At 51.2% G+C, this 20,392-nt stretch carries 20 protein-coding genes; 13 read left to right on the top strand and 7 right to left on the bottom strand.

The genetic code is table 11. The features are described 5' to 3' along the window. Positions 1-25 precede the first annotated feature (25 nt). Together IPN95_01260 and IPN95_01255 are read left to right on the top strand one after the other, a co-directional pair. Positions 26-559, top strand: a complete 534-nt coding sequence (locus IPN95_01260; protein MBK9448050.1) for a PepSY-like domain-containing protein — start codon at positions 26-28, stop codon at positions 557-559. A gap of 78 nt (positions 560-637) precedes the next feature. Further along, positions 638-1,099, top strand: coding sequence for a DUF1573 domain-containing protein (locus IPN95_01255; GenBank protein ID MBK9448049.1), 462 nt, complete (start codon positions 638-640; stop codon positions 1,097-1,099). Between the two features lie 3 nt (positions 1,100-1,102). Here IPN95_01255 and IPN95_01250 read toward each other — a convergent pair whose 3' ends face one another. After that, positions 1,103-2,137 carry a hypothetical protein gene (locus tag IPN95_01250; protein MBK9448048.1) on the bottom strand — a complete coding sequence of 345 codons (1,035 nt, stop codon included), beginning with the start codon at positions 2,135-2,137 and terminating at the stop codon, positions 1,103-1,105. A 205-nt stretch (positions 2,138-2,342) separates the two neighbouring features. On the opposite strand from IPN95_01250, the gene IPN95_01245 reads away from it, so the two are divergent. Continuing rightward, positions 2,343-6,689 carry a response regulator gene (locus IPN95_01245; protein ID MBK9448047.1) on the top strand — a complete coding sequence of 1,449 codons (4,347 nt, stop codon included), beginning with the start codon at positions 2,343-2,345 and terminating at the stop codon, positions 6,687-6,689. 796 nt (positions 6,690-7,485) lie between these two features. Then, entirely contained in the window at positions 7,486-7,905 is a 420-nt protein-coding gene (locus tag IPN95_01240; GenBank protein MBK9448046.1) for a hypothetical protein, read from the top strand. A 71-nt stretch (positions 7,906-7,976) separates the two neighbouring features. Here the strand turns inward: IPN95_01240 and IPN95_01235 are convergent, their stop codons facing one another. Together IPN95_01235 and IPN95_01230 are read right to left on the bottom strand one after the other, a co-directional pair. Then, positions 7,977-9,071 carry a hypothetical protein gene (locus IPN95_01235; GenBank protein MBK9448045.1) on the bottom strand — a complete coding sequence of 365 codons (1,095 nt, stop codon included), beginning with the start codon at positions 9,069-9,071 and terminating at the stop codon, positions 7,977-7,979. A 4-nt stretch (positions 9,072-9,075) separates the two neighbouring features. Continuing rightward, the gene (locus IPN95_01230) at positions 9,076-10,866 is read right to left on the bottom strand and encodes a BamA/TamA family outer membrane protein (GenBank protein MBK9448044.1); all 1,791 of its coding nucleotides are present in this window, start codon (positions 10,864-10,866) and stop codon (positions 9,076-9,078) included. Between the two features lie 127 nt (positions 10,867-10,993). Here IPN95_01230 and IPN95_01225 point away from each other — a divergent pair, with 127 nt between their 5' ends. The 5 genes from IPN95_01225 (at position 10,994) to IPN95_01205 (ending at position 14,462) form a co-directional block, all read left to right on the top strand. Further along, positions 10,994-11,167 carry a T9SS type A sorting domain-containing protein gene (locus tag IPN95_01225; GenBank protein MBK9448043.1) on the top strand — a complete coding sequence of 58 codons (174 nt, stop codon included), beginning with the start codon at positions 10,994-10,996 and terminating at the stop codon, positions 11,165-11,167. A 342-nt stretch (positions 11,168-11,509) separates the two neighbouring features. Further along, complete coding sequence (locus IPN95_01220) at positions 11,510-11,860, top strand: hypothetical protein (GenBank protein ID MBK9448042.1); 351 nt, start codon at positions 11,510-11,512, stop codon at positions 11,858-11,860. A gap of 99 nt (positions 11,861-11,959) precedes the next feature. Further along, positions 11,960-12,775, top strand: coding sequence for a hypothetical protein (locus tag IPN95_01215; protein ID MBK9448041.1), 816 nt, complete (start codon positions 11,960-11,962; stop codon positions 12,773-12,775). Positions 12,776-12,843: 68 nt separating this feature from the next. After that, positions 12,844-13,644: a T9SS type A sorting domain-containing protein gene (locus IPN95_01210; protein ID MBK9448040.1), complete on the top strand. Its 801-nt coding sequence runs from the start codon at positions 12,844-12,846 to the stop codon at positions 13,642-13,644. A 32-nt stretch (positions 13,645-13,676) separates the two neighbouring features. Beyond that, entirely contained in the window at positions 13,677-14,462 is a 786-nt protein-coding gene (locus IPN95_01205; protein ID MBK9448039.1) for a T9SS type A sorting domain-containing protein, read from the top strand. Positions 14,463-14,548: 86 nt separating this feature from the next. Here the strand turns inward: IPN95_01205 and IPN95_01200 are convergent, their stop codons facing one another. Next, a complete protein-coding gene (locus IPN95_01200; GenBank protein ID MBK9448038.1) occupies positions 14,549-15,979 on the bottom strand; it encodes a serine hydrolase in 1,431 nt (476 codons plus the stop codon). Between the two features lie 88 nt (positions 15,980-16,067). On the opposite strand from IPN95_01200, the gene IPN95_01195 reads away from it, so the two are divergent. Genes IPN95_01195 through IPN95_01185 form a run of 3 tightly spaced genes read left to right on the top strand, consistent with a single transcriptional unit; the run spans position 16,068 to position 17,882 of the window. Beyond that, a complete protein-coding gene (locus tag IPN95_01195) occupies positions 16,068-16,643 on the top strand; it encodes a rhomboid family intramembrane serine protease (GenBank protein ID MBK9448037.1) in 576 nt (191 codons plus the stop codon). A 7-nt stretch (positions 16,644-16,650) separates the two neighbouring features. Next, the gene (locus tag IPN95_01190) at positions 16,651-17,220 is read left to right on the top strand and encodes a hypothetical protein (protein ID MBK9448036.1); all 570 of its coding nucleotides are present in this window, start codon (positions 16,651-16,653) and stop codon (positions 17,218-17,220) included. Then, a complete protein-coding gene (locus tag IPN95_01185; GenBank protein ID MBK9448035.1) occupies positions 17,220-17,882 on the top strand; it encodes a hypothetical protein in 663 nt (220 codons plus the stop codon). Before IPN95_01190 ends, IPN95_01185 begins: the two co-directional genes overlap by 1 nt. A gap of 17 nt (positions 17,883-17,899) precedes the next feature. Here IPN95_01185 and IPN95_01180 read toward each other — a convergent pair whose 3' ends face one another. The 3 genes from IPN95_01180 to IPN95_01170 form a co-directional block, all read right to left on the bottom strand. Then, positions 17,900-18,583, bottom strand: a complete 684-nt coding sequence (locus IPN95_01180) for a T9SS type A sorting domain-containing protein (protein ID MBK9448034.1) — start codon at positions 18,581-18,583, stop codon at positions 17,900-17,902. A gap of 96 nt (positions 18,584-18,679) precedes the next feature. Then, entirely contained in the window at positions 18,680-19,369 is a 690-nt protein-coding gene (locus IPN95_01175) for a T9SS type A sorting domain-containing protein (GenBank protein MBK9448033.1), read from the bottom strand. Positions 19,370-19,497: 128 nt separating this feature from the next. Next, complete coding sequence (locus IPN95_01170; GenBank protein ID MBK9448032.1) at positions 19,498-19,902, bottom strand: acyl-CoA thioesterase; 405 nt, start codon at positions 19,900-19,902, stop codon at positions 19,498-19,500. 203 nt (positions 19,903-20,105) lie between these two features. Here IPN95_01170 and IPN95_01165 point away from each other — a divergent pair, with 203 nt between their 5' ends. After that, complete coding sequence (locus IPN95_01165) at positions 20,106-20,348, top strand: hypothetical protein (GenBank protein MBK9448031.1); 243 nt, start codon at positions 20,106-20,108, stop codon at positions 20,346-20,348. The last annotated feature ends 44 nt before the right edge of the window (positions 20,349-20,392 follow it).

Below are 20,392 nucleotides of genomic sequence, written 5' to 3'. Positions count from 1 at the left end.
TAAATTGGCACCCTATTTATGAATGATGAAAGTTCTAATTGCCTTGCTGTGCATCATTGGCCTCGGACTGTCGAATGGGTTTTCGCAGGATGCCGTCAAAAAATCGTCGGTTCCACCGGCAGTGATCGAGGAATTTGAGGCACGTTTTGCGGATGCCGAAAGCGTTGCGTGGTACCGACAGGGAGAGTCCTTTTATGGTGCCCGTTTCCAAACGCTCGAAAAAAATGCCGAGGTGGTTTTCGCGCCCAACGGCGAATGGGTGCAGACCGAGCAGGAAATCGCCTACCTGGAGATGCCCGATGAAGCACGCGCCTATTGTCGCACCCAATATCCTGATTACCAAGCAAAAAGCGTGCTGAAGGTAAGCACCCGCAAATACGGCATCCTCTATGAAATCAAAATTCTGGGCGAGGCAAAGACCATCCAAATGACCTTTGACATGCATGGAAAACTTGTCGACAAGGAGGAAAAGGAAGCCGTTGAGGAGCAGGAGGAGGAAAAAGAACCAGGTGTGAAAGAGAAGCTGGGCAAACTTTTCGGAAAGGGTACCAACGGATAAGTTGGCATTCTAATTCCGGATTTTGCCGATATTTGGGTTCAAACGCTTAATTTTGCAGTTCAATTCTTGAGCAATACTATGAATCGCAACTCCATTTTCTCCTTGTTTCTAGCCATTGTGCTGGGTTTTTCATTGGCAGCCTGTGACGACAAAGGCAAATCCGGGAGCGAAGGCAAGGCTTCAGAAGCGGCGGCTGATGATTTTAAGGCTGAACCTGGTCAAGGAACGCCGATCCACTTTGCGCATTTGAAAACCGATTTCAAAACAGTGACGGCGGGAGAAGTGGTCAAGGCCAAGTATCCGTTCAAAAACATGACCAATGTGCCCGTGGCCATTGCCGATGTCAAAACCAGCTGCCCTTGTATCACCGCCGAATTCACAAAGGGGAACATTTTGCCCGGCAAGCTCGGCGAAGTCAACGTGACCTTTGACACCAAAGGCCAATTTGGAGATCATTACAAGCTGGTTTCCGTGATTTTGCAAGGCAGCAACGAGCCGCTCACACTCGAGCTGAATGGCCGCATTTTGCAAGGCAGCTGACCATTAGCGGTCTGAAAAATCCATGGACGCTTCGACAGCTTCTCGGAGTGCTGCCAAAATGTTGATTTCCTTTTCCAGGTAAATCGAGATCCCGAGCGACTTGCAAATGGGGCGCATCAGGATCAGATTTTCACTTTTGCTCACCACCAACTGTTTGGGGCGGATGCCTTGCTCGCGCAACAGCGCAGACAGGACTTCGCCGACATTGTCAGGAAAATCATCGGGTGTCAAGAGTGAAACGCCCCTGAATCGCTGATCTTTCAAATCGAAAAATGCGATGGTCTGTGGATAGAACTGGATTCCGGATTCGCTTTCTGCCGCATGCGTGAGGTAAAAAGTCTCCAATAGCCAAATTTCATCCTTGAGGGGCAAGTTCAAATTCTGTCTGAGGTCCGTGGGCAGCAAAGTGGCTACCGGTGGAGAGAAATCCAAGGTTGAATCGGGGAGTAGCCATTCAAGTTGTATCGCCGACGGATCGGAAGTCTGCACGTTAAACAGCATTTTCCCGTCCTCGTCCAAGCCATTTTCAGGCAACGAAAACGGCGCTCCCGGGAGCTCACCCAGCAATCCCAATGCCTTTTCGAGGACGATCTGCAGCATGTTGACCTCGGCAAGATCAGGCGGTTGCGGTACGTAGCCCGGCCGATAGGAACGCATGGTTGGCACTTCCTGCGTCGCATCAAGGGCGATTCCAATGTGCTTGAGCAGGGCAAGATCATCCTCCTCCGCGGCATTTGCCGGCACAAATGAAACCATGATGCAGCGTTGGCGCATGATCATTTCGTTGGGGTCGGTGTCTGTCTCGAGGGTCCCGAGTTCCACATAGCTTTTCCACCCCATTTTCCCCGGGTAAATCGCCAATGCCTTCAGCCCCCCGACTTGGCCCATGACGGAGCAATAAATCTTTTCGCCGGTTTCTTGGATTTGTACACCAAAGGTTTGACCCTCCTTCAACCATTCCCATGGAGAGACCGAAGCAAGCTTCAAGGTGGCACCAACCAAAGCGCGCCATTTAGCGGATGGGATTTCTGTAAACATGGCGCAAAAGTAGCCGAATCGATCCGTTTTTTTGCATCCAAGATCATACACGGTTTCTCCACGTGCCTTCCCAGAGATTTTCAGCCTCGGCCTGAACAAATGCTCAAAAAACTATTGAATTTCAGGGCAAAAGTAAGATTAGACAATCAATCTGAATTGATTGTGGGGTGCGGGAAATCTAGATTTGCTTTTCGAATTGCTTTACTTGAAACGCGACCAACTCCGCAAATTACTTGCGACTTTCCTCTTGATTGGGGTAGGGGCTTTTCTTTTCGCCCAAAACCAGAGTCAGCATTACCGCATTCGCACCTACAGCCGTGAGCAAGGACTCGATCAATCCCAGGTACGCGAAATTTTGCAGGACAACCGCGGTTACCTTTGGATGGCCATGCAAGGCGGCGGAGTAAGCCGATTTGACGGATTGCGTTTCAAAAATTACCGCAGTGACGATGGCCTTCTGGGCAACGATGTCGGGGCCATGTGTTTGGACAAGTTGGGAAACCTCTGGTTTGCCTGTGACAAGCGCGGTCTTTCCTGCTACAATGGCAGCCGATTCACCGCACTGGACAAACAACAGGGATTTGAATTTGAAAATTCCAAGGTCCTGTTTTGCGGCGCAGACAACCGATTATGGCTCGGGACCGAAGGCGATGGGATTTTTGTCTGGGACGGTGTCAAAGCCCAACATATCAGCCCGGCAAATGGGTTGCCGTCTGATTCCGTGATGTGTTTCTTTCAAGTCGATGCACGCACGCTTTGGGTTGGAACTTCCCGTGGGATCTACGAAATCAAGGACGGGAAGGTCAATGGTTTGGACAGCCTTCGTTATCCCAACGCACCGCGCTCAGTGGTCGAGACGGTCATTCGCAGGAAAAATGGGCGTATCGTCGGCAGTGACGCACGCCGCGGATTATGGCATCTGGAGGCTTCCGGTTTTGTGTATGATTCGATGCCGGTGAATGTGGGTTTGATCAACACCCTGATGGAAGACAATGAACAACAACTTTGGATCGGCGGAACCCAAGCTGTTGCATGCATTGGCCCAAAGGGCAACCGTCGGTTTGGCCCAGACGACGGACTCAAGGAAATTGGCACCAACTGCATCGTGCAAGATGCCAATGGCAACGTTTGGGCCGGGTCTGAAGGCGGCGGGGCCACGAAATTTTCGCGTGAGGCATTCTCATTGTATGGAAAAGGGACGCCGTTTGCACAAAGGGCTGTTTTTGCCATTTCAGAAATGGGTCCCGATCACCTGCTCATCGGCACTGAAGTCGGTTTGTTTGAACTGAAAAATGGCCGTGTGTATGCGGATAGCCTCTTTCCAATTCCAGACCAGAATATTTTGGCTTTTGGAACTGACAAACAAGGTTTGCCGCTCGTTGCCTCAGGAAGGGGTACATTTAGGCGTGAACAGGGAAAGTACCATCGCATAGAAACCGCAGCGGCAAATGGAAGGTTCGCAGCACGGAACTTCGCCAATGATCCTCAGGGAAATGTCTACGGATCGACGCCTAAGGGGATTTTTACCATCGAAGGTGATAGCGCAAGGCCTTTTCCCATTCCGCAATTTACCTTCGGAAAGGAAAACCTAAATGTCTACTTCGGGAACGCGGGAACGTTGTATTTGACTTCTGACCGGAATGGTTTGTATCGGATCAAGGGCGGATCGGTTGAAAATTTTTCAACGCCTGCACATTTGGCAAGCGATCAGGTGATCAGCTTTTTAGAAGATCGCAATGGTGCCGCTTGGATCGGAACCCAAGATGGCCTCGCCTGCGTCAAAGGAACCCAAGCCTGCTATCTGAATACCCATGAAGGGCTGGCTGGCAATTTGATTTACATCCTTTTGCAGGATTCCGCCGGGGATATCTGGGTGGGGACCGACTTCGGCCTCTCCCGCATCACGATCGGCCCCGATTCTGAACCGATGAGCATCCGGAATTATGGCTCTGAAGACGGTTTTACAGGCTTGGAATGCAATCAGGGTGCAGGATTTGTGGATTCACGTGGAAGAATCTGGTTTGGAACCATCGAAGGCTTGGCATGCTATCATCCTGACCGCGACTTTTTTGATCCGCGTCCGCCACACCTGGAAATTTCAGGCTTGCAAGTCAAATTGGAGGAGGTCGATTGGGCAAAACGCAACGTGGCTACACATCCTTGGACGCTCATTCCTGTGGATCCCGTTTTGGGCAGCGAGGAAAACCATATTCGCATTGAATTTGCGGGTATCACACAACGCCTTCCCGAGAAAGTGCAGTACAGGTACCGCTTGATCGGCCTCGATGATGCCTACAGCCATCCTTCGACTGAAAACTATGCCGTTTACCCTTTCCTTCCACCTGGCGAATACACCTTTGAAGTCATTGCTTGCAATGCAGAAGGTGTCTGGACCAAGGATTCTGTCCAGTTTCATTTTGTAATCCAAGCGCCTTTTTACCGCACAGTCTGGTTTGGACTGCTCGCATTTGCCTTGGTGATGCTCTCGATCATCGGTTTTGTACGCTACCGCACCGCAACCTTGCAGCGGCAGCGATCCGTTTTGGAGCTCAAAGTCAAGCAACGCACAGAAGCCCTCGAGCAGGCCAATCAAGTCAAAGGCGAATTCCTTGCAAAAATGAGCCATGAGATTCGTACGCCAATGAATGGCGTGATCGGTATGACGGATCTTCTCGAACGCACGACCTTGAGTCCGCAGCAACGCAAGTTTGTCGAAAATATCCGCGTGAGCGGCCAAAATCTCCTGAGCCTGATCAACGACATCCTGGATTTCAGCCGCATCGAATCGGGAAAAATGGATCTGGAAACGATCCCCTTTGAAGTGCGGCATTTGATCGAGGAGGTGATGGATATGCTGGCCTTCAGCGCGTTTTCCAAGGGCCTCGAATTGGTTTATTGGGTAGATCCTGAAATCAGGGGGCCTGTCATGGGCGATCCAGCGCGGTTGAAGCAGATTCTCACCAACCTTTTGGGCAATGCGATTAAGTTCACATCCAAAGGCGACATCGTAGTGCGCGCAACCTTGGTGAAAGTCGAGGGAGAGAAGGCAGAAATCCAGCTTTCGGTAAAGGACAGCGGCATCGGAATTCCGAAGGAAAAGCATGCAACGCTATTCGAGTCATTTACACAGGTCGATGCCTCCACTACCCGCAAGTATGGCGGCACTGGACTTGGGCTTGCGATCAGCAACAGCCTGAGCAAGATGATGGGCGGCCGCATGTGGCTGGAAAGTGACCTTGGAAAGGGCACGACCTTTTTCTTCACATTCTTGTCGGGGCTTTCTGAGCCGTGGAAACTGGCCGGGGAGGCCCATCCGGCCAAGGCCTTGGAAGGGAAAAAGGTCGTGATTGCGATGCAAAACGAAGCAACGATCGCCTTGATCTCGGAATATCTCCGCCATTGGAAAATGCCCTTTGAGGTCCATTCGACATTGGAAGCGGCCACGGATGCAGTTTTGGATCAGCCGGAAGTCAACTTTTTACTCGTGGATCTACGGATTACACACGGTGACCCCAACCAACTTGCCAAACGCATTGCCTCCACCTACACCGATGGGCGCGTTCGCTTTGCACTGATTGCTGAACCCGACATTGCAATCATCCTCCAAAACCATGTCGGTTTACATGGATGGGTCTTGAGTAAGCCACTCAAGCGCGGAGACCTGATGCTGGCTTTGATGGGCAAACGGGCAATGATAGAGATCGTCGACCGTGGCGAGCAAACCACCGCATTTGCTTCGCAGGTGCCGCTTCGCATCCTCGTTGCCGAAGACAATCCCATCAACCAAGACGTTGCCAACGGCATGTTGTCCAGTCTCGGATACAAGGTCGAGAATGCGCTCAACGGCAAGGAGGCTGTGGATATGGTCATGGCTGGCAACATCGACCTGGTGTTCATGGACGTGCAGATGCCGGTCATGGATGGCCTCGAGGCGACACGCATCATCGTCCATCAATTGCCCAAGGAAAAGCGCCCCGTCATCATCGCCATGACTGCCAATGCCATGGAGTCTGACCGTCAACGCTGTCTTGATGCCGGTATGGACACGTTCATTTCCAAGCCGTTCATGATGGGTGAATTGGTGAAGATCCTCAAATCCGTGCCCGATATGCGGGAAGGGAAGCCGATGGTCATTACGCAAGCACCTGAAGTCAAGGAAGAAATTGAACGGGAAGTATCAAGCGACTCCAAGGCCAACTCACCGTACAAACTCACGGATATGGCCATGTTGGATGCTGTAAGTGGAGGCGAACCCGCCTTTGTACTGGGTATCTTGAACAAGCTCGTCGTGAAATTGCCCGAAGCCGTGCTTGAGTTGCGGCAAGCCTGTTCTGTGGAGGATTGGGAGACCTTGCGTGCCACGGCACACCGCACAAAATCTTCTGCCGCATATTCGGGATCGGAAGATTTGAAGGAAAAATTCAGAGAGCTTGAGCATTTGGCAAGGGAACGTGAGCAGCTCGAGCAAATGCCGGCCAAGCTTGATGCCCTTTCAGATTATGTCGATGCCATTGTGGCCGAACTTCGGCAGCATATTGCCGAGCGTTCCTGAGAATCTTTGGAAACCGGATATTTTCAAGGGCCATTTCCGAAATTAATTTGGTGTTGGGGGATTATTCTGGGCGAGTATTCCGAACACAAGTCTCGCCTACCGCTCAATCCTCCATCTTGCCGATCAGTCAGCAATCACAACCATTGACCGACAATTGATCGCAAACTGAGAATTCCAACGTAGTTTTAGCCAACAGCAACATGCAGCAAACCGACTCTTTTGCATCAGCATCGTTGAAAATGGGCCCTTCTGCGGAAAGGCAAATCTGCCGTTGAACTCCGGTCATGGGAAAGCGTGATGATTGGACGAGGCAAGCATCACGCTTTGTTGCTATTGGTTCCAATTTACAAGACGGTTATGGACAACTGCAGAATTGAAAGTAATGTACGTGCTTGGCTCAAAGAGCCTCCCGGTGCGTTTCATTACGGCCAAGCCCGGTTGGGTTGGTCACTGCGATGGTTAAGGTCGCCTTTGAGGATTGATCCTGTCATGGAAGCCGTCTGCATTGCGCACGATGGCAACCTTGACAGTCGGGACGACCGCTAAGCAAGGCTCTGCCGGGAGCCTTGTGGTGCATTTGCCAGTATTGGTGAATACTTGGCTGCCATCAGAACCACATTCCGGCAAGCCTCAGTCTGATCAAGCTGGGTAATTTTTCTATTTGGATAAATCTCCGACCCCGTGCAGCAATGTTCCGGGGTCGTTTCATGGGAGGACTCTGACGCGTAAAAATCAATTCGGCTCCTAAAAAAGAATACGTTTGCTTAATTTTGGCCTCCGAATAACTGGTATTGCAATGAAGAAGTATGCTTTTTTCCTCTTGATAGCCACGACATTGTTGCTTGCGGGCTGTGACAGCAATCCGGCTTGGGTTGGGCCAAAGCCTAAAGAAAAAGCCGATGGCCTCGCGGCGGAGACCTGTAAATGCCTTTACGAAATGGTCGGGAAGGAGCCGGGATGGAATCTCACCGAACTCATGGAAGCAACCAAGTCCATTTACAAGGCGCATCAGGCTGATTTGCAGGCTGCTATTTTTGAATCTGACAATCCGGCGGTCTTGAAGGCCATGGAAGGTGAGGAGGATTTTTCAATGAAAATGGACGACTGCGAATGCATGAAACCCGTGCAGGACGGTTTGCTGGAAAAAGGAGTGGCATTCGAAGAAATGATGGAACGCCTCGACAAGAAGTGCCTCTTGGGTGCCTTTTACAACTGATTTTTCAGGGGGCTTGAAATAGAACGGCAGGCTTGGGATGACCAAACCTGCCGTTGTCATTTGCGAAAAAACTAGGACTTCGTCGCCAACACGATGCCTGCAATGATCGCTGCAATCACCAAAATGAGCATGATCACTTTCCAGGCTGCGACCGGCTTTTTGCCCGAAATCTTGCCCGTGCGGCCATTGACTAGGAAGCGGTAGACCTTGTTGTTGTAAAGGTAGGCTGCAATCCAGATCGGCAACAAAATGTGCTTGAAGGTGATGTCCGACTTGCGGGTATCGATCTGCAGGTTTCTGTGCGTGTCGCCAGGCACTTTTTTGGTGATCTCCGCCCGGATTTCAGTGTCCATGATGCCGTCCGCGACATCAAAACCTGCCTTCAAGTCACGCTGATAGACTTCCGATTCGTGGCCAAGGATAAATTGACCGTCGTAATTGACGATTTGGTCAAGGTCAAAGGGGAAGATTTCCTCTGAAAACCGTTGCTCGAGACCGGAGGAAGCCACGACCAACACATCGTCAAATGCCTTGTCAAAGTAGCCGCTCACAAATTCCCAGCGGGTATGGCGCACCTGTTTGGTCTGCGCATTGCCTTGGGCATCGGTATAAGACTCGGTGGTATAATAATAGTAGCCGGCTTCAGCCTCCCACTGGGAAAAGGTCGATGCATCGTAGGTCCAGAACGGGAGATACACGCTGCGAATGTTGTCCAGTCGCGCCAGTTTCTTCAGGTTACCGGGAGCAAAAAAGCCCTTCCCGATCCAAGTTTTGAACTTCTCGAGTGCAGCTTGCTTGGTGACTTTGAAGGGTAGCACACCCGATGGTCGGATGACACGTGCTTCGTGGGCCTCGGCATTGACATTGGTGGAGCCACAAAACGGGCAAGAAAAGGCGACGGTATCTTGCCCGACGGAGGTATTGGCCCCGCAGCTGTTGCAGTGAAATACCTTGGAGGGCACATTAAATCCTGTCGGAAGATCCGCCATTGAGGCCGCGGTTGCAAAGGACCGCTCCACGACCATGTCGCTCGCTGTCGGAATGTCGCGCGTGGTGCCACAGTTGGGACACAACAACATTTGCTTGCCCGGATCATAAACCATTTCGCTGCCGCAACCCCCACAGGGCACGTTCACGATCTTTTTCAGGCTTTCCTGCTCTTCCATGTCACTAAAATTGATTGACCAATCCAATATGAATTTTTCCTCTCGAAGGCTGAAACGGAATCCCAGCGACCTGTCCAGCGGCATAGGTGATGGAGAGCATCCCGGCTTTGGTCTCGTACGTGAGACCGAGGCCAAGGCCCCAGGGCCGCATCACCTTTACCAGACCAGCCTTGTCTTCGAGGTAGGCAATATCGGAAAAAACAAAAAGATAAGAACGCTCCTCCAGCAAAAACCGGTTCTCAATGGTGATCGCCGAATAAAAATTGGTAAAGAACTGGTTTTCGTTGAAGCCGCGGATGCTCCGGCTCCCGCCGACTTGCATCAGGTCATTCTGGAAATACTGCTTCTGATCCAGCCAATACGTGCTGTTGGCGAGCATCAACACCATCCGCTTGGAATACTTCTGATACCATTCGATGCGGATTTCAGACTCTTTTTTGGGCAGATTGACCGTAATGCCTTCGTAGACATTTTCCGTAAGCCGCGGATTGCGCACCACTTTTTTCTTCCCGATACCGCCATCCGCCCGGATGCGGAAGCCACGTGTCGGACTGAATCGGTCGTCCAGATTCTCAAACGAAAATCCGATGCCATACGTCTGATCCTTGCCATCCAATACCGGCGGCACCAAGGACGTGTCCAGTTCGTATCGTCTCGTGGAGATCAAACTGCTCGCTTTGTTTTTGTAATAAACGCGCACCGACAAAGAGGGACTGAAGGCGTAGGGTACGCCCACCTTGAAGTAGCGGGTCAGAAAAGACGTGTCTTGCTTCATCAGGTTGAATTCGCCGTCGATCCCCATCGGCGAACCAAACAAATAGGGCATCGCAAAGCGCAGCCGCAGTTTTTGCGAACTCCCGACCAGTTTGTCAAAACGGAATTCGAGCATTTCCCCGGCCTTGAACAGCGGGCTCACCAACTGAAAATCGATGAGGCCGGTAAATTGCAGCTTTGCGTTGCTGCCCGATGGCGGTAGAATTCCAAGCAAGACGTCAAATTTGCCCGACTTACGGGATTCCAGCTTCAGGGTCACTTTGGCTTTGGTCTCGCTCAGGAATTCGACTTTGGCAGGTTGCGCATTTTTGAAGTAGGGCGAACTGTTGAGCAGGCGCCTTGCGCGGTCGATATTCTCTTGACTGTAGGCATCGCCAGGGTAGATGCTGACGAGGTTTTCTATGAATTTCGTTTTTTCTCTGACCTTGCCATCGATGATCACGCTGTCGATGGTGACCAATTTGCCGGGGGCAAATTGATAATCCACGCTGGCGTAGATCGAATCTTCACCGCCTTGTCGGTAAGTCATTTCCAGGCTGTCAAATGCTGCGAATGGAAAACCTTTGTTTTGGTAGGCTTTGAGGCATTCGATCATTCGACCTTGGAAGTCGGTGCTTGAAAAGGGTGCGTGTTTACGTTGCAGGCGCTCAAAATTCACCTTGCCATAGTCCACTTCGTTGAGTCCGGGAATGCGAATCGTATCATAAAAGTAGCGCCGACCCGGATAAACCGTCAGCCGCAAGGTCCGGTCTTCCTTGAAAAAAGTATCCACTGAAAACTCCTGATAGCCATCCGCGACAACTTGGGAAGCAACCTCTGTCTTGATTTCCTGAAGATTGTCAGCTGATTTGGCATCGTCAAATCGGTGTTTGACCAGGCGTTGCAATTTTGAAGGAAGCGGATCGGTGGTTTCGACCTTCTTAATACGCCAAGCGAGGCTGTCTTGCGCCCGACAAGGCAAGGCAAGCAAGCCCAAAAGGAGCAAAACCAAACTATGGTGCACCACTCGCATAGGTTCCAAGAACCTGAAAATTACAAAGATGGAACCAATAATGCAGTGCCAAATTAAAGGGACAAGGAAACGTCCCTGCACTCAACCCTACCCTTCTCTCAAAAATACTACCACTGACCTTCCCCGATTGACCATTGTGAATCCCAATCAAAGTCAAACGGTAGACTTTAGCGTCCATAATGCGATGGGCCAATTACTTGTGCGTGGAGTTGTTGATGAAAAGGTTACGCTCTCCACAAGCGAATATGCGCCCGGAATCTACTTTTTACGCCATGGAAACGGATCGGCCCGAGCGTTGATCAAACGGTAGTTTCCATTTCAGTTTGGTAGTCAGCATCATCCAACAATTATTTGGATCAAATTCAGCGATAAAGCCAAGATCACCCTGGCGGAACCCCTCAAATTCTCAGGCTGATCTTGGACTGTTATGCTGAGGTTTCTTCACTTCGCGCCATCTGGACAGGTAAGATTCAAGGGAAATTCGTGAAGGGCAGAATAGCGAATAAAAGCCAAGTGACTAACTTTAAAACCTAATCCAAATTCCAAGATGAAAGCGGTCCATATTTTCATAACTTTTGCGTTGATACTTTCACTTTCCCTTGTTGCCTGCAAAGACGAGGACCTTCCTGAGCCACCTAATGAACCACCTAATGTGCCAGTACGTGAGCCAGATTATCGTGATACACTGGCTGGAACCTTTAGCTACACCGGCTATTTTGAGAGCGAGATGCTGAATTCCTTACCCACTTACGACACGACCGTCGGCGGAACACTCACCGTCACAGTGGTGGACTCAACGACCAATCAGGTACGCTTTGCAATTGCGACACACATTGTTGAATACGCAATCCTCAATACAAATGGGGACTTTTCACGCACTATTCCGCAGTATAGGTCAGGATTTAGCGGGAGTTTTTATGCCACCGATAGCCTACGCATCGAAACTGGATGGTCCACCAACGGCGCCTATTACAACGCCCGCTATTTTTGCAAGCGACAATAACCACGTCTGCATTGCCGGGTGAATGCCATCACGAAATTGGCATGGTTTGTGCACCTGCGTTGAAATTTCGTAGATTTGTCGGGCCGAAAAGTTTCACCCATGAAAAGATTTACCCTGTTGGCAGCTTTGCTGCTTTGTCTTCTCGTCGAATCCCAAGCCCAATGTGGCGGCAAGGGGATGAAGGCTTTGGAAGTAAAGGATTATGCATCCGCCTGGACGGATTTTGAGAATTGTCTCAAAGAAGATGCCGGTGACATCTCCGCCAATTTTGGAATTTCCCGCCTTTACGGCATGGATCCGGCCAAGAAAGATCCACAGAAAGCTTTGGATCATTTGCTGCTCGCCGAGGCAGGCTGGGCCAAGCTCGATGAGAAGGGACGCGCCAAGTTTGAGAAACTCGGTGTGACCACTGCCGAACTTGAGTCACGTCGCAGCCGCATCGAGGCTTCGATGTTGGAAGTTGCCAAAACCAACAACACCGTTGCCGGATTTGATGCCTTTTTGATCCAGTTTCCCAACTCGGTTTCCGCCACCGTCTGCCGCAACTACCGCAATGACCTTGCTTACAAGCTTGCCTTGGAAGAAGGTTCGGTGGAGGCCCTCGACAACTACCTCACCACCTACCCCGATGCCGAAAATGCAAAGGATGTCGCCAAGGTACGCGACGAACGGGCAACTGCCGAGACACTCAAAGCGAATACGGAGGAGGCCATGGTCAACTTCCTGAATCGCTATCCCGCAGCGCTTCAGGCTCCACAAATTCAACAGCGGCTCAATGCCGTGGCCTTCGAAAACGCAAAAACGGCCAACACGGTCGAAGCATTTCGCAGCTATGTAGACCGCTTCCCGGATTCGGTCTTCATCACCCAAGCCAAGGAAAAGCTGGAATGGCTGGAGGCCAATGGTCAAAAATAACATTCGTCATTTTTTTATTCGGGCGAATGTGAGGAAATTAGCTATCGTTAAGACTTCAATTTAAGGTTATGAGAAAAGTACTACTATTGATGATCGCGCTGATCGGTATCGGCGCAACCGCGGCACAGGCACAAGTATGCACACCTGACCCGGTGGCCTTGCTTTTGGGAATTCCAGGAATCTATCCCAATCCTGCCATCACCTCTTCGCTGGCATCAGGCAACCAAGGTCAGGCCTATTCTGACAGGTTCACCATCATGGTCCCACAAGATACCACGATCGATTTGTCGGCTGTGATTGGCTTTCCTTTTCCTGCGATCAATGTCTCGGTCAACTACCAAGAAGTCACCGCCATCAACGGCCTGCCTACCGGTATCAATTACACCTGTGACCTTTCCAACTGCCAATGGGGCGGTGGCGTCAATGGTTGCATCAAATTGGATGGCACGCCAACACAAGGCGGCACCTTCAACGTGGGAATGAGTACCGGCTACAATGTCTCGGTGCCAGCGCAAGTGCCTGTGATCGGTGGTACGGCCGTGACCGTTCCGATCCCCGGATTGAGCTGGACGATGGATATCACCGCAGTCGGTGTCGCCGACGCACAAGCAGATGCCTTGAGCATCTCCAAAAACGCCCCGAATCCGTTTCACGGCAGCACAACGATCAACTATTCTTCTGCCAAACCAACGGTTTTGCAGTTCACTGTCACCGATCTCACCGGAAAAGTGATGCACTCGGAAAGTGTACGTGCCAACATGGGTGACAATAGCCTCGTGTTTGACGCAACCGATTTTGCCCCGGGCATCTACCTCTACCGTCTGGCCAATGGCGAGAAGGCAGTGACCAGCAAAATGGTGGTCCAATAAGACTTTTCATAATCTTCACTCCCTCTAATCCAATGAAAAAGTTACTCGCTGCTTCATTCTTGCTCTTTGCAATACTGAGTGGATCCGTTTGGGCTCAATGCGTGCCTGACACGGTCACCTACCCCAACAGTGGATTTTATCCGCTGCCGACCAATCCGCTTCCGAGCGGGACGGTCAATACCGCATATACCCAATTGATCACGGTGAATGTCCCGGCAGACACCACCATTGATTTGAGCGCGGTCATCGGGTTTCCGTTTCCAGCGATCACCGCCACGGTCACCAGCCTGACGATTGGCGTCGTGAATGGCCTGCCGATCGGCATCTTCGGATCGCCAACCCCAGGCAGCGGTATCATTCCCGGTGGTTCGTCGGGATGCATCGACATTTCAGGTACGCCCACCACGTCGGGACAATATGCCTTCAACATCCCGACGGACTTGACCATCGTGGTACCACAGCAGGTGCCCGTGATTGGCGGCTCAACCCAAACGCTTCCAGCCCAAGTTCCCTACAACTTGGAAATTTTGGGCGGCGTGGGCGTCAATCCAGCAGGTGCAAAAGGCTTCAGCGTTGGCCAAAGCCTTCCCAATCCGACGTCGGGCAACACGGTGATCCGCTATCAAGTCACTGGATTGTCTGACATGCAATTGGATGTGATCGACGTCACCGGAAAAGCAGTGGTGCATCAAATCCAAAAGGGTGTTGTGGGTGACCGCAACTTCCGCTTTGATGCCAGCGAGCTCGCTCCGGGCCTTTACCTCTATCGTCTCAGCGATGGCAAAAACAGCATCGTGAAGAAGATGGTGGTGGAATAAGGATTAGAAATTTTAAATGAAAAATTAGAAATGAGAAATGGAGAGATCCGTTTCTCATTTCTCGTTTAGGTGGTTTGGATCGCTGATCATTCCCTTTTGCCGAGCACCCAGATGTTGCCGCGCCGGTTCCAGTGCATCGCGGTATATTTCCCTTGCTCGTCTTTGTGAAAGGTGAGCATCCTCCCGAATCCAATATGGTAAAAGGTTGAATCATTCTGCGGAAGGGCGTACCAGGTCTTCTGGAAATTCGTTTTGACCTTGAGTCCCTTGCGTTTGGGCACGAATACAGCTTCCTTTCCCGCCAAGGTCGTATCTCCGAAGTTGCTCAGGCCAAAAACAAATTCGCCGGCATAAGGCTTGAGATCGCGCTTGGCAAATTCCATCGGCTTCGGTTTTTCCTTCAATCCGGCGAGAATCTTAAAGCTATCGTACCAGGGAACTTTGAAATCCAGCGTGTTGCCGATGCGTACGATCACGGTCCGGGTTTGCGGGCAGACATAGGTGAATTGCCCGAGGAGCCCTTCGGCCCAGAAGTCGTCCTGCTCCGGGGTCAGGAACCAATTGAAATGATAGCGGTTGTTGGCGCCGCGGGAAGTGTCGATGCGGGCAATGGTTTTCAGCCAATCTCGCGGAATCAACTGCTTGCCTTTCCAATTGCCTTCGTTCAAGACCAGCAATCCGAATCGTGCAAAGTCACGGGCGCGGGCATTGAGGCAGCAGAAGGCCTTTTCGTCGTCGGTTCCTTCGGCAATACTCCATCCGGCATCGGCTTCCATTCCCATCGGTTCCCAGATTTTTTCACTGAGGTAGGTCCCCAATGGTTTCCCGACCGCACGGCGCACGATCATTCCGAGCAACTGCGAATTGACATTCTGATAAAAATACCGCGTGCCTGCAGGATGCCGCACTTCCAAATCCCGCATGATTTTCGGAATCTGGTCGCCGTAGTACATCTTGGTGGATGTTCCCCAAGGATTCAGGTAGCCTTCGCTGCTTTTGAGTCCGCTGGTCATTTGGAGCAGGTCGCGAATGGTGATTTTGCAGATGGCGCTGTCGATGCACCAAGGCAAATACTCGCTGATGCTCTGGTCAATGCTTTTGATCTTACCTTCGCTGACAGCGATGCCGGTGAGGGTGCTCATATAGGCTTTGGTCATCGAGAAGACGTTGAAGCGGCTCGTATCGGCAAAATCGTCGCCGTAGTACTCATATAACAATGTGTCTCCGCGCAGCACCACAAAGGCTACGGTCCCCGTTTTTTTCATGTAGTCCTCGGTGGTCATGCCAGGTTTGTACCATTTGCCGAGGCCCCATTCGGTGACCGGGGCGATGCCCAAGGCTCTGCCGTCGGCGAAGTTGTGAATCGTGCCGGCCCTTGTCACGGGCCGCTCCTGCCAGAGTTTGTAGTCGGTCACCGAGGGCACATTGTACCGCACCGCACGCCAGACCATTTTGCATCCGCCAAGCAGCGCAATCAAAACCAAAAACACAGCCAAAACCGTCCAATTCCGTTTCACGAAGGCGAAATTAACAGAAAAGCCACTGCCAAACGTTAATGAACCTTAGCATCGAACCTTGGACCGAAAAAACCCGTATTTTGGGCCTATGAAAATCACCTTCAATGCACCGGTCGTGCTGGGATTTACCCTGGCAGCCCTCACCGTGCACATCTTGAGTGTCACCATTTGGCCGGGCTTCAATACCAACTATTTTGCAACCCGCGGCCAATTTGACTTCAACAGCGTCGGCGACTATTTCCGGATTTTCTCGCACATCCTCGGGCATGCCGACTGGGAGCACCTGCTCGGCAATTTCACCCTGGTCTTGTTGATGGGGCCGATCATCGAAGACAAATACGGCTCCAAAAAGCTGTTGTTGATGATCCTGGTCACCGCCTTGGCGACCGGCGCGATCTACACCCTCTTCTGGGATTCCGGATTGATGGGGGCAAGCGGCATTGTCTTCATGATGATTTTGCTCGGATCGTTGGTGAATTTCAGTAGCGGAACCATTCCATTGACTTTCATCTTGGTAACCATTCTCTTCCTGGGTCGGGAAATCTACGATTCCGTAGCAGTTGACAACAACGTCGCCAATTTTGCCCATATCCTCGGCGGAGTTTGCGGCATGGTCTTCGGATTTTTTCTGGGCAAGGGCGGAAAATCCTCCGCATCAAAATAGCGTTCACATGGAAAAGAAAACACGTTCGTTGCGCCTCGTGCTCCTGCTTGCCGTCACTGGATTTGCTGGCTTGGTTTGGTTGACCTCCCAACACAACGGCACCCGTACACACGGGAATTCGGCGGAGATCAGCTACGCCTTGAATGTCGAATTAAAATGGGTGGCCACCGACGAAAATGCCGATTTTGCCTTGGTGCAGGACACCTTGAGCTACTATGCGGCGGCATTTGGCAGTGAAAGCAAGGCCCATTCCAGCGAATTCAGGCTTGATCATTGCTGCGGCGATTTGGCCTTGCGGGAAATGTGGACCAACAATGCCGACTTTTATCAGCTGCATTTCAGCACGGGTTTTGCAGATCCCGCTGCGCGGCAGCGGCTGCTTTCGGGGCTGATCGCGCAGGGCTACTTGCGCCCGGGCAAGACGGATTTCCGCTTTGGCTTGGCAAATGGCAATGTGGACTTGATCTTGCCGGTCCCGCATCAACCGGGAAGGGTGTTGGAGATTCGCGGTTCAGCATTTGAGCTGAGTTTCTTGCCGCGCGTCCAAGACGTTGTCGCTGATGAACCGATCGCCTGATGCAGGCAACAAACCCTGCCGAAACGCTCAAGTGGATCCGCATCGCCGGAATCGTTGCGATTGCAGGTGCATTGGTCGGCATGGTCGGTGATTATTGCCTGTTGTATGCGCCCGGAGGCGGCTACCTGGCGGGCGATTACAGCTTCTTGGAAGGAATTTCGATGGATCGGGTGCTGTGGGGCCATTATCTCGGCGTCTTGGCGATACCTTTTGAGGCTGCGGGCCTCTATTTGATCTGGCTGGGATTGCTTCCCCTCGGCCGCAAAATCGCATTCGCAGCGCTTTTTGCTGGACTTTACCTTATGTTTTGCGGCGTGGCCTACCATGGCGGAATCTATCCCATCGCCGATGCTGTGAAGGTCGGGCATGGAAAAATGGAATTGTACCGACCTTTTAACGAGCCGCTTGGGCTGATCTTCGCCGCCACATTTTTTGTGCTGATTGCTGTGCTGACGGTTGCCATTCTACGAGGGAAAACTGCCTTTCCAAGGTCCGTTGCCTTGGCTTCACCCCTTCTGAGTTATGGCTTGGTTACGATTTTGATGTTTGTCTGGCCATCTGTCGGCAACTTCCTCGCACCGATGGGATTTAACCTGAGCATGGCCATTTTCTTTGGGGTGTTGGTGTTGACGGCACGAAATTGGATGCAGAAGGCCATTTGATAGGGCCCTGCAAATGATCATCGCGCGACGACCACCTTGCGAGATAGCGTTCCGGAATCCGTGGTATAGACCAGTTGATAGATACCGACTGGTACATCTGAAACATTGAGTTCTTGGTTGGCAGATGCAACGATTTCGACTCTTTTTACAACCAAGCCATGAACATTGATGATTTCCGCCACGCCCTTATTCAATTTCTTTCCATTTGCGACAAGTTGGATCGTGGAATGGGTTGGGTTGGGGAAGATTTGCAGGTCATTCTCCTCCGTTTGCATCATGTTGGCGGCCATTCTTGCATCGAAACTCAAACAAATACTTGTTGTGTATCCCGCAACCGTATCGGTCAAGTCATAGCAAAAAAGACCAAACCCCGGAATCCCATTGGGGTAGACCGTGATCTTGAGAAAGCTTGAGTCCCCTTGGGAAAATTGCCAAACGGCCCCTTGCGGATGGGGCATCGCAAAACAAAGGTTGGGGTCGCAAATCGTGGCTTGCCAACCGACGGGGATACTTGCGAAGACTTCTTGGTAATCCAAACTAATCGGTTGGCTAGAAATGTTTTCGAAGTATATGAACAGGTCTTCTGGTGTATTCGGATCCATGGATGTGAATACGGAATCCGAAGGAAGCACCAAGAAAGACTGCGAAAACCCATTCGAGAACAAGCCAAGAAACAAGGTGACAAAGAAGACCTTTCTCATTTTCAATCGTTTAGATTGTCAATATACCGGAATTGGGCCCAATAAAAAAACGGCTAACCCACTCAGGTCAGCCGTTTTCAATTCTTATCGTTCAGCTCAGTGCGTGACCACGACCTTCTGGTTCATGGTGCCGGCTTTGCTTTCGTAGCGGAGCAAGTACATGCCGGGAGTCAACGAATGCACGTCGAATTCCATTTGCTGTACTGCATTCACGGTTTCATTCAAGATCAATTGGCCTTTGAGGTCAAACAAACGGACGGTGCCTTTTTCGAGTTGGCCGTTGCGGGCGCTCAGGTGCAATACGTCGTGTGCAGGGGTCGGAGTAACGGTGAAGCGCTCCTCAGGCTGATCCATGGTAACGCTCACCCCACCGGTGACATTGAAGTTGAAGGTCACGTTGGTGGTATAAAGCGGGTTGTTGGCATCCCAGACATGGTAGGAAACTGTGCCTGTCCCTGTGATTTCAAGCGGGGTGCATGTGACTTTCAAAAAGCCATATTCGCCCGTGCCAACTGTGGACATCGTATCGAAGGCATGAGGAATACTGTAGCAAAGGAAGTTGTCACAGATGGTCATCAACCATCCTTGTGGATAGCTGCGATTGGTTTCTTCCCAAGTCAAAGTCAATGGAGACTGGAAGGCATTGTCAAAGTAGATATAGGAATCTACCGAGGCGCGGGCATCCAGCGTAGTATCCTTGACATTGGAAGGACGAACCGTAAAGGACTGTGCATTGGCCATCACGCCCAAGCCCAGCAACATTGCGAAGAAGTATAGTTTTCTCATGTTCAATTGAAGTATTAGGGAGACCCAAGTATTCAAACAATACACCAAATTACGGACAATCCCCCAAGTAATCAACAATTCAGCTGCAATAGATGTGGGAATGTCGGCTTCCTAACAAAAGCAAGTGCCTAGGAAGCAGGCGAAAGCATTTCCAAAAGGCGGCCTTCCAAGGGTACAACCTTGCCCGTTTTGGAGTCCAGAACCACAAATGTGATGTCGGCATCGGCTGCAACAGCATCGGTTCCATTCAGTAAGCACCGTTGATGCATGGTCATGCTGCGGCTCCCATGTGTCTTGTAGCTCGTGTGGATATACAGCACATCGCCCGGCAAGGCAGGCTTCCGGTAGTTGATGTTGATATTGACCAACACAAATGCCCAACCATTGCGCTTGAACTCCTCGGAGTCCACGGAATTTTCAAAATGATTCCATCGGGCCTCCTCCAGAAGTTCCAAATAACGCGCATTGTTGACATGGCCATACAAATCGGCGTGGTAGCCACGCACCTTGATTGCGGTAATGCTCTCTTTCATGGCGCAAAACTACCAGAATTCTTTGGGTAGCAAATTTTGAACAAGATCATGAAATGGAATGAAGGTAATCATTTTTGCAAGGGACATGGGTAACCGACTACCTTTGTGGCTGCAACCGGAATTGGATTCGGCTTTCGCCTCTGTCTTGTTGCTTGGATCTAGAACCAAATGCTATGCGGCCTCCGATTTGTGAGATTTGTGATGTGAAATTTGTCGACGATGACCTGAATCAGCAGGGTCACGGCGGCTTGGTCGAATTCAAACCCTCGCTCGAGGACAAGGAAGTCATCGCCCGGATGCAAGTCAAAGGCTGGACAGGCCACCCGCCCAACATGGGCTGGTTTTGCAAGTTGCATATCGAGGAGGCGCGTGCGATCCGGCATTTGCCCCTCAGGCAAGCCATGGTGATCCTGCGCAAAAAATTTTCCCCGACCGACGAGGGTTGATGCAACCCTCTCCTTGTTGACTGGTCATTAAGCAAAGAATCGCA

This window comes from Bacteroidota bacterium, assembly GCA_016718825.1.
Lineage (GTDB): Bacteria > Bacteroidota > Bacteroidia > J057 > JADKCL01 > JADKCL01.
The sequence above is the reverse complement of the archived record's forward strand: the minus strand, read 5'-3'. Positions and strand labels throughout refer to the sequence as shown.

Excerpts from the sequence above, each read along its gene's own strand:
- IPN95_01210 (MBK9448040.1), top strand. The coding sequence starts at position 12,844 with ATGAGAAAAGTACTACTATTGATGATCGCGCTGATCGGTATCGGCGCA.
- IPN95_01240 (MBK9448046.1), top strand. The coding sequence starts at position 7,486 with ATGAAGAAGTATGCTTTTTTCCTCTTGATAGCCACGACATTGTTGCTT.
- IPN95_01175 (MBK9448033.1), bottom strand. The coding sequence starts at position 19,369 with ATGAGAAAACTATACTTCTTCGCAATGTTGCTGGGCTTGGGCGTGATG.
- IPN95_01260 (MBK9448050.1), top strand. The coding sequence starts at position 26 with ATGAAAGTTCTAATTGCCTTGCTGTGCATCATTGGCCTCGGACTGTCG.
- IPN95_01255 (MBK9448049.1), top strand. The coding sequence starts at position 638 with ATGAATCGCAACTCCATTTTCTCCTTGTTTCTAGCCATTGTGCTGGGT.
- IPN95_01185 (MBK9448035.1), top strand. The coding sequence starts at position 17,220 with ATGCAGGCAACAAACCCTGCCGAAACGCTCAAGTGGATCCGCATCGCC.
- IPN95_01170 (MBK9448032.1), bottom strand. The coding sequence starts at position 19,902 with ATGAAAGAGAGCATTACCGCAATCAAGGTGCGTGGCTACCACGCCGAT.
- IPN95_01250 (MBK9448048.1), bottom strand. The coding sequence starts at position 2,137 with ATGTTTACAGAAATCCCATCCGCTAAATGGCGCGCTTTGGTTGGTGCC.
- IPN95_01190 (MBK9448036.1), top strand. The coding sequence starts at position 16,651 with ATGGAAAAGAAAACACGTTCGTTGCGCCTCGTGCTCCTGCTTGCCGTC.
- IPN95_01235 (MBK9448045.1), bottom strand. The coding sequence starts at position 9,071 with ATGGAAGAGCAGGAAAGCCTGAAAAAGATCGTGAACGTGCCCTGTGGG.
- IPN95_01180 (MBK9448034.1), bottom strand. The coding sequence starts at position 18,583 with ATGAGAAAGGTCTTCTTTGTCACCTTGTTTCTTGGCTTGTTCTCGAAT.
- IPN95_01215 (MBK9448041.1), top strand. The coding sequence starts at position 11,960 with ATGAAAAGATTTACCCTGTTGGCAGCTTTGCTGCTTTGTCTTCTCGTC.
- IPN95_01195 (MBK9448037.1), top strand. The coding sequence starts at position 16,068 with ATGAAAATCACCTTCAATGCACCGGTCGTGCTGGGATTTACCCTGGCA.
- IPN95_01205 (MBK9448039.1), top strand. The coding sequence starts at position 13,677 with ATGAAAAAGTTACTCGCTGCTTCATTCTTGCTCTTTGCAATACTGAGT.